Consider the following 13,257-nt stretch of genomic DNA (forward strand, 5'->3'; position numbering starts at 1 on the left):
TGCCGTGCCAGCAGGCGCACTTGATTGGCAAATGGGAGACGACTGCTACCCGCAACTCGGTGGATGGATTGGCACATTTTGAATAGGCCTCAGTTCAACGGCACGAAGTCTACTCGATTCAGAGTGTAATTTGCAATAGGAACGTTTCGATATTTTATTTCCCTGTATTTGCGGGCATTATGCGGTTGTTCTATAAACGATTCGTTTTCCGATACCCATATCCCGGAAACCGAACTCAGGCACCATGAGAGAACCGCACTATGCAGGCTTACAGGTCGTCATCTTATACACAGTACGCGTCGTGAAAAATTCGGAAATAGTTCTTTATTTTCTCGCACTTATATAGAATTTCTCTTTTATATGCTCTGTTGCTTTGGCCGCATCGCTTCTTCAGGATGAAGGTTCGATCCCATTGCAAGTTGGGACTTTCTTCCCTGGGCTTTCCCTACTCCACTTCTGGGGTTGCAAACGAACTGATTACCGGCAGCGCGCTTTCGGGTCCCAGCCCACGGTCAGACGACTCCGTGCAAACAGTTCCATCATTCTCGTAACGTTTCGCTGGCGAGATACGCGCCCGACAATGCCCCACCTGATCAGACTCTGGGGACTTCGTTCGCGGCCCTGGACGACCGGCAGCAATTTGGCAAAAGTGCAAGAACAATAAGGCGGTTACGCGAACCAGATTTCAGCAGTCTTTGCGGCAGAACACTGGGAAGATGAGAAACATGTGACTCAAGTGGCAGCTGGAGGCCATTTTTTCGATATATTTGGATGCGGTGGACTTAGGGCTAAAAGATGCAGTAATCGTTGTGACCGGAGGCGCTAAAGGCGTCGGCGCTGCCATTGTAGAGTTGTGCTCAAGTGAAGGAGCGATTCCAGTCATTGTTGATCGTGATGAGGCCGCTGTAACGGCAATTCAACAAAAACTTCGGGGAAGAAATCACAGAAGTGAAGCCGTCACTATGGATCTAACCGATCACTGTGCGACCGATCTTGCTGTGACAGAGATCGCAAAGAAGCTTGGCCGTATCGATGCACTCATAAATAATGCCGGAGTCAACGATGGGGTTGGCCTTGAAAATGGTACTCCCGAAAGATTCACAGCCTCTCTACAACTTAATCTGGCACATTGCTATGCGATGGCAAAGACAGCTTTGCCGTTCCTGATCGCTTCCAAGGGTGCGATTGTGAACATCGGATCCAAGGTGGCAATTACCGGACAAGGCGGAACATTGGGGTATGCTGCCTCCAAGGGAGCGATTCTTGGGCTCACCACTGCGTGGGCGGACGAATTGGCAAAATATGAGATTCGAGTCAATGTAGTGATTCCTGCTGAAGTATTAACACCGCAATACCGTACCTGGCTGGATAAATTTCCAGATCCAAATGAAGCAGAAAGAAAAATTACTTCGAGAATCCCGCTTGGTCACCGTTTTACCAGTCCGGCCGAAATCGCTTCCGCCGTTCTCTTACTTCTGTCGCCAAGTAACAAGATGAGCGGTCAAGAAGTATATGTGAACGTATCCAAATTTGCCCGGATCTCCCTAAACAGAGGGCCAGTTTATTGGGTCATCCCTGGTCGCGATTAATCCAATAGAGAAATAATTTTACCTTTTGACACACCAACTCATGCACGCCTATAGTTTTGCTTGTTTATCAACCTGAAGCAGAACATACCTCGCCTCTCTGTACTCCTCGAGAGGCGCCGCGAAAAGCATGCTTCAGGATCAGCTTTCGGAGAACTCCAGAGATGACAAAGATCGTACATAGACTGGGACTGGCCGCCGCAGGTTTCAGTATGCTTCTTGCAACTTCCGCAGCAATCGCACAGCAATCGACGGATCCGCTCAGGAATGGATTTGAGAATCCGCCTGCAAGCGCTCGCCCGCGTGTGTGGTGGCACTGGATGAATGGGAATATTACAAAGGAAGGCATTCAGCTTGACCTTGACTGGATGCATCGGATCGGCCTGGCCGGGTTCCAGAATTTTGATGCCGCGCTGGATACGCCACAGGTAGTGAAGCAGCGCCTTGCCTACATGACTCCGGAGTGGAAGGATGCCTTCAAATATGCGATTCAAGTGGGAGACAAATATGGCTTCGAGATGGCCATTGCCGGTTCACCTGGTTGGAGCGAGTCCGGTGGCCCGTGGGTAAAACCGCAGGAAGGCATGAAAAAGTATGTGTGGAGCGAGACCGAAGTAGTCGGCGGCAAGCCCTTTCACGGCACGCTGGTACATCCGCCGACGAGCACGGGCGAATTTCAGGATTATGTGCGGCATGAGTTCAACGCGCCTGAATACTATGCGGATGCAGCTGTCGTAGCTTTTCGCCGTCCCGCAAGCGACCTCACGGCTGAGCAGTTACACGCAAAGATTACCGGCAGCAGCGCAGACTTGAACCCGGCGATGCTCTCCGATGGGAACCTGCAAAACAGCACGGGCGTGAAAATACAGCAGGAAGGGCAGCTCGCCTGGATTCAGTACGAGTATCCGCAGCCGGTAACCATGCATGCTCTGACAATCGTGGAGCCGGCGAGAGATTGGAGACGATTGGCTGCTGCCGCCGGGACGTCGCGGCCGAAGAAAAATCTGGAAGCGAGCGACGACGGCAAGAGCTGGAAACGCGTAGTTGAAATCAGAAATCCGGATTTCTGGGAAGACACTATCGCCTTCCCTGCCGTCACGGCAAAATACTTCCGCGTAACCTTCGAGAGAACTCCGCCTCCGCAGTCTGGTCGCCACGCGGCACGCACCCAGGATATGCCCAAAGCACCAACGACATTTGACCTTTCGGAGCTGGTACTGCATACCGGTGCGCGTGTAAACAATTGGCAAACCAAGGCAGCATTCCGGCTCGATGGCAATCTCTATCAATACGCGACTCCGCCTGCGGAACCTTCGGATGTGATTGCCAAGGCCGACGTGGTGGATTTGACCGGCAAGATGAGCGCCGACGGAACGCTGGACTGGACGCCTCCTGCGGGTGACTGGGTGATTTTGCGGCTGGGCTACTCGCTGCTCGGGATTGCGAATCATCCGGCGACTGCGGAAGCAACGGGCCTGGAAGTCGACAAGCTAGACCGACGCTATGTGCGTAGCTATTTCGAGAAGTATCTGGATAGCTATAAGGAAACAGTGGGCGCCGATGAGATGGGCAAAAAGGGAATCCAATTTGTCATCAACGACAGTTGGGAAGCAGGCTCACAGAACTGGACCGACAAGATGCTGGAGCAGTTCAAAAAGCTACGCGGCTATGATGCCACGCCATGGCTGCCTGTGCTTACCGGCCATGTCGTAGAGAGCTCCGAAGCCAGTGATCGCTTCCTGTGGGATTTTCGCAAGGCCATTGCCGACCTGGTCGCCACGGAACATTATGGCGAGCTCGAAACGATTTTGCACGAACGCGGAATGGGTCATTACGGCGAATCGCACGAAGGCGGTCGCGCCCTGCCGGCCGACGGTATGGAAGTAAAGAAGATGAATGAGATTCCGATGTCCGCGATGTGGACGACCCATCCCGGCGTCAATCCGAAGCAGTATGGTTACAATGCCGATGATCGCGAATCGGCTTCCGTGGCGCATCTTTATGGGCAGAACATTGCAGCGGCTGAGTCCATGACTGCCGGAAGCGATCCGTGGGCGTGGTCTCCTTATACTTTGAAACCAACAGCAGATGCGGAGTTCTTGAACGGCATCAACCGCTTTGTGATTCATGAGTCTGCACACCAGCCGCTGGCTGATCCGAAGAAGGCGCCTGGCCTGACGCTTGGACCCTATGGCCAATGGTTTAATCGCAATGAGACGTGGGCCGCGCAGGCCGGCACATGGATCAACTATCTTGCCCGCACCAGCTATTTGCTGCAGCAGGGGCATTTTGGCGCGGACATTGTTTACTTCTACGGCGAAGATTCCAACCTCACGGAAATCTTCGGAGGCAGTGCGCCACACATTCCTGCGGGCTATGGGTTTGATTACATCAATGCTGATGCGCTCATCCATGAGCTGAGCGTGAAGGACCATTTCATCACCACAAAGAGCGGCATGAACTACCAGGTTCTGGCGCTCGATCCGAACAGCCGGTATATGTCTCTTCCTGTGTTGAAGGCGATTCATACGCTGGTGGAGGACGGCGCGGTGGTTGCCGGGCCCAAGCCTCTGGACGATCCAAGCCTGGCTGATGATCAAACCGAATTCAAGCAACTCAGTGATCAGCTTTTTGGCAACGGCTCCGGCATGCAAACGGTGGGCAAAGGCAAGGTATATGCAGGGCAGAAGCTTGCAGATGTTTTAGCGGATTTGCATCTCGCACCGGATTTTGATGCCAACCGTGCGGGCGTGGATGTGGAGTTCGTTCATCGCAAAGTTTCTGGCGGCGATTTGTACTTTGTGGACAACCGCAGTGACCAACCGCAGACTCTTAATGCGCAATTTCGCGTAACCGGCAAGGCGCCCGAGTTGTGGTACGCCGAGAACGGAAGCATGAAACCTGCTTCCTTCACCATTGCCGATGGGCGCACGACGGTTCCTCTCACGCTTGAACCCTGGGGAACGGTTTTTGTGGTCTTCCGCAAACCTACTTCGGAAACTGCACACACACTTCCTGCCGTATCGGAGTCGCAGGTAGCAGCGGTGGATGGTCCATGGATGGTGGCCTTCCAGCCTGATCGCGGCGCACCGCCTTCGATCACGCTCAATGCGTTGGCTTCATGGACGGATAATTCCGACGCCGGTGTAAAGTATTTCTCCGGAGCTGGAACGTACACCAGGACAATCCAGGCAGACGCGAGTTGGTTTGCGAAAAGCGAGAATCTGTATCTCGATCTCGGAGACGTCAAGAATCTTGCCGAAGTGAAAATCAACGGCAAATATCTTGGCGTTGTGTGGCACGCGCCATATCGGGTGGACGTAACAGGGGCACTCAAACCGGGCCCCAATCAAGTGGAAATCAAAGTGGTGAATACGTGGGTAAACCGCATCATCGGCGACCTTCAGCCGGGCGCGACAAAATGCACGTTTACTGTCGTCGAAAGCTACAAGGCAGATTCACCGCTGATGCCTTCGGGACTTCTAGGACCGGTCACCGTGATCCGAGCGGATAAGCGGTAGACGAGGCATTTGCGGATGGAAGGACTTTTAAGACAGGAGCCCTTCCACCTGGTGATCGCATGCGATCCGCGTACTTCCGTCCTTTGCTACTCGGTCAGCGTGAAGGTTGTGCTTTGCGTAAGCGTTCCTGACGTAGCCGTGACAGTTACTTTGGAGACAGTGGGTTTCGGTGTACCGCCTCCGCAGCCGCTAATAGCCACGGCGCCCATCACACTGAGAAGCAGGACGCATAGCGATCGCATCCAACTGCGTGCTCCTTTGCCAATGAAGCAGAATGCCACTACGAGGACTGCGGGCAGCAAAGGCATTCCCTGTTTGACTGCCGCAGCGGAGGCTGTTTCTGCCACGGTAAGTGTAGACGTAGCTGCAGATCCTGAAAGCGTCACTGAACTCGGAGCAAACGTGCACGTAGTATTGGACGGCAAACCGGAACAAGTAAGAAGAACTGCGCTTGAAAATCCGTTCTGCGGCGTGATGGTGACCGCGTCTGTAGCCGAACTGGCAGACCTAACCGTAAGTGAAGATGACGCAAGCGCAAGTGTAAAGCCAGGAGGCGGCAAGTTGATGACATAAGCCGCGCTCGCCACGCTGCTGTTTGCGTAACCGGGCGCAGAGGCAATGGCTTCAATAGTCTCATTGCTGTTGATGGTGACCGAAGACATGCATTGCGATGACGAAGTTGTTGGAGTCGTACCGTCTTTCGTGCAGTATATGGTTGCGCCCGCTGTTGCATCGCTGATCGTCACGCTTTGCGCTGACGTATACGTCCCGGCCGCGGGTAAAAATGTAGGCGTGGTGGCGGCACTCAGCGCGGTGATCGTCAGCGTTCCGTCCACATATGTAAATGTATAGTTGGCCGCCACGAGCGATCCAAGCGAGGGCGTGATGGGATAGGTTCCCACCGGGGATCCCTGGGCTGCGTACACTAGTTCTTGCGGACCGCCGCTTATCGCCGATGCGGCAGTATCTCCGTTGACAAATCCTGTGACGGTAAAGCCGAAGAGTGGCGGAATGGCTTGGCCGTATGGCACGCTAACATTGTTTGCCGTCACAGTGAGTTGAACCTGAGTCGCAGTCAACGAAAATGCTGCTGAGCCTGATACGCCGGTCGCGCTTGCAGAGGCCATCAAACTCTTCGAAGCAACTGCCGTAGCCGTAACGGAGGCTTCGCCATTCGAACCTGTCGTTGCGGTCATGCTCGAAAATTTGAGCCCTGTGCCGGTAAATGTGACAATCACATCCGAAACCGGATTTCCATTTGTATCTTTAACAATGACTATGAGCGGATTTGCAAACGCAGAGCCATACGGTGCTGTCTGGCCTGAACCTGAGACTACTGAAATGCCTCCCGGCGAAGGACCATTGATAGTTTCCGTATACGGTGTGGCATTACTGGCCGTGTAGTTCGAGTCTCCTGAGTAGCTTGCATTGATGGTGTGTGCGCCAGCAACCAATGTGCTGGTGGAATAGGTGGCTTGGCCGCTCCCATTTACTGCTTCCGCGGTTCCGGCACCACCATCCACGCTGAATGTCACCGTTCCTGTAGGAACACCGGACATGCTCGCTGGGGTCACCGTAGAGGTAAACGTTACTGCTGCACCTACGTTCGCAGGATTGGGATCTCCAGTAAGCGATGTTGTAGTGGAAATCGTTGTACTGGTGGCGCTCATGGAAAATTTGGATATGAATGCACTGCCATTTACAGGATTCGTCGTCTGGTATGCACCAGTCGTGATCGGGAAATTTGACGAAGGTGCGTTTCCGGTCAGATACACATTGTTGCTCGAATCCAGGGCAAGCCCATATCCCTCATCGCAGTTATAGATGCTAACGAGAGGGCCTGATACGTTAATCGTGCCACTACCGCCAAAATAAGTGGAATAAACGAGCTCTGTGCCGGTGGGGTTTAACTCCGCAAAGACAGGGCTTTCGTATTCGTACGGTACTGATTCGTAGATTGCCAAAGCGCAGGCAGGAGCAGCCTGATAAGCGTTGGCTGTAACGGGAAAATCCGTTCCCATTGCATAGCCGGTTATATACACATCTCCGCTTGAGTCCACGGCCATGCCTGCCGATCCCGCATTCGCATCAAGAGCACTGCCGCCAAGATAGGTTGAATACACAAGAGATGCACCGGATGTATTTAACTTTGTTACAAAGTAATTTGGGCCTGAAGCCGAACTAAAAGCATTGTTTGCTATTTGGTAGGCTCCCGATGAGGTGGGAAAATCGGACGAAGATGTGAGTCCAAAAATATAAGCATTGTCTGAAGAATCGAGAGCAATGCTGAGAGCCCCGTCTCCGTTATTATTTCCAGACGGTCCATTCGGGTTTCCAGAACCTCCCAGGTACGTGGAATAAATGAGGGATGATCCAGTCGCGTTCAGCTTAGCGACAAATGCTTCACTGCCATTTCCAGAATCATTGTTTGAACTTTGATAGGCTCCGCTTGTCACAGGAAAATCACCTGAGTAGGTCCCTCCGGCAATGTAAGCATTCTCGCTTGCATCCACGGCAATTCCCATGCCACTGTCGCCATCGCTGCCGCCGAGATACGTAGAGTAGTCAAGGGTTGTTCCATCGGGGCTGATTTTGCTCACAAAGGCGTTGGGACGTGAGTTCGTTGCACTCTTATTAGTAGTTTGATAGGCGCCACTGGTGACAGGGAAATTGCTTGAATATGCTTCACCAGCTGCATAGGCACTCCCCGAACTATCGATAGCGATCGCAGAGCAACCATCGCCTCCGGCGACACCGAGTGAAGCTTGCCCGGCATATCCGGAGATGCCACTTCCGCCGAGATATGTCGAATAGACCAGCGCTGTTCCGGTAGTATTCAACTTCGTGGCGAAGCAGTTTGAAACTCCATTCGTGCCGCCATTATTGACCGTCTGATAGGCACCGCTGGTCTTGGGAAAATCAGTCGAGAAGGCGATGCCCGCCACGTATGCATTGCCACTGCCGTCGACACGAATTGAGGTTGGATAATCTCCGTGATTCAAAGTTCCGGCCACACTGATATTTCCGCTGCCGCCGAGATAGGTCGAGTAAACAAGCGCGGTACCGGTTGCATTTAACTTGGTGACAAATACATCGAACACTGTCGGTGTGCTGCTATTGTTTGCAGTTTGAAAAGCACTGCTTGTCGTGGGAAAGCTTGTCGGATACGCAATTCCAGTGACGTAGGCATCGCCGCTTGAGTCCACCGTGATTGCTGTTCCATAGCTTCCACCGGACGTGCCTCCAAGATAGGTCGAATAAGCCAGTGTTGGATCAATGATCAGCGGCTCGGAGTGATCATAGGGGCCCACGACAAAACCGATGGCGTGGCCAGCTTCGAGGACAAATCGCCCTTCGACCGGTCGCCGCAGGCCATCTTTATTTTGATAAACAACAGGCTTGTGGAACGTGATCTCGCCATTCTTCACGATCACATCGAGATTACCGTTTTTATCGATCTCGAGTCGCTTCGCACCGTCGAAATGTACCTTGATTGAACCCGGATTGGAGTTCGGTGCAACGATGAAGTCATACTCCAGTTGCTGCTGATTGCCATAATAAACAAGGTCAACGCCCGGATATACGCCGGTATATTCCACCTTGCCGTAAGTAGGTACATTGCTATGCCACTTCTGTGGATCGCTGCCGATGAAGTAATTCGCCGTGCCGGGCAGTTTGTCTTCTCCACTGATACGCAGGCCTCTGCCCGTGCCTTCGAAATGCATCCGGACTACGTCGGTATTGAATTTTTTTCGGCCCGGTTCAGCAGGTTTGTCATAGAGGAGACCACTCGCTTTATGCGGCACGCGCGCATCAGGCTTGCGCAATGCAAGGACGGCTTCTCTGTCTGTCAAAAACAACGAGTAACCGCTACCGCGCGAGAGAAACCGGACCTGTGTGCTCGTCTGCCCCTGGTTTGCTTCGAAACTCATCGGCAGCTTGCCGTAGTTTGCAGAAATAGAGGTGCGATTGACCGTTGCTACGGAAGACGATGTGGCTTGTGCAGTGGGCTGGCCCTGCATTGTCGCGATTAACGACGTCGCCAGTAGTAATGCTGCCTGAGTCTGCCGCGCAATATGTTTCGGGATAAGCGATAGAAGGGGACGTTCCTTGCCGTGAATCGGCTGATCACACACTGAGACTGAATTCGATAAGACAACGCGCACGATTCCTCCGGGGCTCGACGAGCATGGTGAATGAAGCTACCGCTCCGGGGGGAAGGAAGGTAGAATTGGCTGCTATAGGGTTATGCGGAAAAAACCGCTCTCTCTGCCACAGCGATATAAAAAATTCATGCGCTAGGACTGAAATCAACCAGCGCAAAACACATAACCTCACCTGACCGAGGAAGAACGTGGCAGCCCAGACTTCTTTAACTGAGCAGTTGCAACGCTATTTTGAAGGCGATATCGAAGTGGCCGAGTCTGTCTTGCAGACGGTCCTGCCCCAGCTTCACAATATTGCCGAGCGCGAACTGAGGCGCGAAAGGCATGGGTCGCATCTATCTCCCACCGAACTCATTCATGAAGTGTGGATGAAGAACATGAGCAAAGGCGGTTGGGAGATTACCAGCCGACGGCATTTCTATGCTCTGGCTTCACTCGCCATGCGTCACATACTTGTCGACTTTGCGCGGGCCCGGCTGGCGCAGCGGCGGGGGAACGGTATCTCGCCGGAGCCTTTCGACAAAGCCGCGTTCAATCAGTATGCAGAGAATACAGATCTCGAGAGCATTGTCCGCATCGGACAGCTTATGGACCTGCTCACGGCAGTTGATCCTCAGGCTGCCCGAGTAGTCGATATGCACTACTTCGTCGGCTTCACCTTCGATGAGATTGCCTCTCACACAGGCATGACGTTTCGTCAGGTTCGCCACCGTTGGGAAAAAGGCCGCGATTGGCTGAAGCGGCAGATGTAGCACGAGCTGAATTAATCGGATTCCAGATCGTAGGCAATGCAATCGGCAAATTCCCCAGCATTTGCCGGCCTGCGCGCAGGATCGAACTCAAACGCGGAGCTGAAAAGTTGAATGGACTCGGCCGATAGCCTGACGGGCAGAGACGGAATCAGATCGCGCATCCGGTCGGGCAGATCCATTGAAGCGTCCGGCAGTAACATCGCCAATCGCGTACCGGTGATCATCTCAATGAGCACCTTGGCAAGGCTGTAAATGTCTGTGGCGGGGTGCGCAAAACCGATTGCCTGTTCCGGAGCCATGTAGCCGATTGTCCCGGCTGCGCGAGAAAGTCCGTGAACCGTCTTGTCCGGGTCTTTAACAATTGCAATGGAAAAATCAATCAGTACCAGCTCCTGGCCGGGCGCAGCGTCATGACGCAGCATCAGGTTCTCAGGCTTCACGTCACGGTGGTAGATATTGTGGCGATGAACAGCATCGAGCGCGCTGCCCACCTGGCGCAGGGAACGAGCAATTTGCCGCGGCGGAATCGGTCCCTGATCCAGCAGTGTCCGTAGTGTGATGCCTTCAATGAATTCCATGACGAGGTAAAACGAGCCATTCGGCGCCACTCCGCTGCCGTAGATGCCCACCACATTTGGATGGTTCAACTGTTCAAGGGCGCGCACCTCGTGGCGAAAGCGATGTCCGATCCATTCCTGATCAACTGCGTCGTGGTAAAAGACCTTGATGGCGCAGCGCTTGTTTCCCTGACTTTCATCGTGCCCATCGGCAACTAATGCAAACCCTCCGCGCGCCAGGATTGCGCCTACACGAAACCTGTCGTCGAGTAGCTTACCCTCCAGCGATTGAAATTCCGGGGAGAGCGCGGCCAGCCGCCACGGCGCCAGATCCGGCAATCTGCGGCGCATTATCTCCTTGCGTCTCTGTCTCCATCGAAGGCCGGCGAGGCCGGTACCGATTCCCACGAAGGCATACGAACCAAGGGCCGGCCACGTCAACGCAACCGGAACCATTACTGCCATTGCCTGCTCGACCGGCTGTGACCATGGCCCGCTGCCAACCTGTCCCTGCAGTTGCAGCGTGTGTTTGCCCCACCCCGGTCTGCCAAGCGGCAAATCAAAATCGTTTGCTTCTCTCCATGCGCCATCTCCCGGCAAAAGCCGGTATCGCATATGCAGCGATTGACGCCTGTCGAACTGTAAAGAGCCAAGATGCGCTGTTACAACTGAGCCGCTCGGAAATCGTGCACTCGCCTCGTCGATGCGCAGAGGATGATCACTGGAGGAAAATCCTGTTATCGCAACAGAGGGCGCGAGAGATGGATGAACCAGATCGTCAGGGACGAAAAAGTGGATAACATCATAATCTGCGCCAAACCATATAGAGCCGTCCCTATCCTCAAAGATTGAATTTTGATTACTGTTGAGGGCAGGCAGGCCATCGGTCAGACCTAAATGAATCCATTTCCCCTGGCGCGCCTGTTGGGGATCGGCAACATAGAGGCCGTCCGCATTACCCCGCCAGATCCAGCCCCGTTTGTCGACTGTTATGACATTGGTTACGCCGCCAGTCTCGCCGACTGTAGGCGCCACTCGCGCAACGGGTGTTTTGCCTGCAGCCTGCTCAACATAATAGACAACCCCTTTCACGCGCGCCGAATACCAGACGCTGCCGTCTGCCGTAACCGCCAGCGATTCGCATCCCGAATTTGAATCGGCATTTTCAGTCGGCACCGGCTCCCATGCCGAGGTCACTCTTCGCATCAGTCCGTATTGGCCGCATGCCCACAGGACTCCGTTTGCGTCTTCTTTGATGTTGAGAGTATCCGGCGCAACTCTGACGGCATTGTCAGATTCAAACGACAGTTTTCCGTTGCCGGAGTCAATTCGGTAGAGAACGTCACCGACTGCCCAGATATTGTTATCGCGTCGGCGAGTCAATCCTTTTAGATCAGCGATCTGGGAACGCCCCAGCTCATGCCAGCCGGGCGTCATTCGATAGACGGTGTTCCCCTGCGCTACAAGCATATTGCCGTCGGCTTCAGGCATCATGCTCCCTGCCGGCGATTCCAAAGAGCGCCAGGTTTTTCTGTCAGCATCCAGAATTTTCGTGGTTTCATCATCCTGGACATACATGTTTTGTTGACTCCGGGCGATCGACCACGTGTTTCCCTGTAGCCCTTCCGATCTGCTCCAGTATTCCAGTTTGAGACGCCTAGGCAGGTACATAAGGCCATCCGCAGTATTGGCCACCAGTCCTCCGTCCCGCAGAGGAACTACGATCCCGGTTGAGATATTCGTTACCTCCATCTTTTCCGGCCTACCGATGGCAATTTTGGCAAAGCTGGGGATTAAGACGGCTCCATCGTCAAGTTCATAGAGTTGGGGATATCCGGCACCAACATATCTGGGATCCAGCTGGATTGGCTTCGCATCACGTGGGCATTGATAAGAGGCTTGAGCGATGCTACGGAACCAGATGCAATTTTGTCTGTCGCGCAACACAGCCGACGAACCAGTGGCGTACTCGTCTCCCAATCCCAACACATATTGACGGACGACGAGCTTTTGTCCGGGCTTCCATCTGACTACATCGTCAGCCGAAAGCTCACAGAAACCGCCTGTGCATCCGTAGAGAAGATTTCCTGCCGCATCCTGATGAAACTGAATCTCCCGTACATTGGTCAGAACGCTATCGAACCGCCATCCATTGCCTGTTCTGGAAACACGGATCGCGTCAGTCGTGGCCGACTTTTGTCCCTGCGATTGCATGGTAAATAGAAAGACGTCGGGCGCGACGCGCACAATGCCTGCGAGCGCTAGTCCGGCAAAGACGTTCGTAAGCTTACCCTGGTAAATCCGAAAAAGGCCCTGGCTCGATGAGAGCCAGATTCCACCTTCTGAATCCTCCACTATTCCGCGTACAACTCCGCCATTCTGTACCCCCTGTGGAGAGAGAAACCGCGAGCCGTCGAATACATAGAGGCCTTCAGACCCGGTCTGGCACCCCGCCAGCCAAAGCCTTCCTCGGCTGTCTTCAAACGGGAACAGGCAGCCCACCTTTGGAGAACTTGATCCGCCGATTGACACGAAAGGATGCTGCTGCGCCATCGAGATATACGCAGGCGACAGGGCTAAAACAGCGTTAAGAAACCACAGTATGAATCGTTTTTTTTTCGTCGTCATACGTGTGAGCCACTGGTTGCCTATTTTTTAAACCTCGTGGCACCTGA

The 13,257-nt window shown here is 53.7% G+C and carries 5 protein-coding genes; 3 read left to right on the forward strand and 2 right to left on the reverse strand.

Translation table 11 applies throughout. The features are described from left to right. Positions 1 to 776 precede the first annotated feature (776 nt). Complete coding sequence (locus tag VO84_RS05975; RefSeq protein WP_082661772.1) at positions 777 to 1,589, forward strand: SDR family oxidoreductase; 813 nt, start codon at positions 777 to 779, stop codon at positions 1,587 to 1,589. 161 nt (positions 1,590 to 1,750) lie between these two features. Beyond that, positions 1,751 to 5,107 (forward strand): glycosyl hydrolase, encoded by a 3,357-nt coding sequence (locus VO84_RS05980; protein WP_058186408.1) that lies wholly within the window; start codon positions 1,751 to 1,753, stop codon positions 5,105 to 5,107. Positions 5,108 to 5,193: 86 nt separating this feature from the next. Here VO84_RS05980 and VO84_RS05985 read toward each other — a convergent pair whose 3' ends face one another. Beyond that, a complete protein-coding gene (locus VO84_RS05985) occupies positions 5,194 to 9,273 on the reverse strand; it encodes a DUF7948 domain-containing protein (RefSeq protein WP_157439745.1) in 4,080 nt (1,359 codons plus the stop codon). A 188-nt stretch (positions 9,274 to 9,461) separates the two neighbouring features. Here VO84_RS05985 and VO84_RS05990 point away from each other — a divergent pair, with 188 nt between their 5' ends. After that, the gene (locus tag VO84_RS05990) at positions 9,462 to 10,025 is read left to right on the forward strand and encodes an ECF-type sigma factor (RefSeq protein ID WP_082661756.1); all 564 of its coding nucleotides are present in this window, start codon (positions 9,462 to 9,464) and stop codon (positions 10,023 to 10,025) included. 11 nt (positions 10,026 to 10,036) lie between these two features. On the opposite strand, the gene VO84_RS05995 is transcribed toward VO84_RS05990, so the two are convergent. Continuing rightward, positions 10,037 to 13,114 (reverse strand): protein kinase domain-containing protein, encoded by a 3,078-nt coding sequence (locus VO84_RS05995; protein ID WP_197413917.1) that lies wholly within the window; start codon positions 13,112 to 13,114, stop codon positions 10,037 to 10,039. Between the last annotated feature and the right edge of the window lie 143 nt (positions 13,115 to 13,257).

It is taken from the genome of Occallatibacter gabretensis (genome assembly GCF_001449115.1).
In the GTDB taxonomy this organism is placed as follows: domain Bacteria; phylum Acidobacteriota; class Terriglobia; order Terriglobales; family Acidobacteriaceae; genus Telmatobacter; species Telmatobacter gabretensis.

Excerpts from the sequence above, each read along its gene's own strand:
- VO84_RS05980 (WP_058186408.1), top strand. The coding sequence starts at position 1,751 with ATGACAAAGATCGTACATAGACTGGGACTGGCCGCCGCAGGTTTCAGT.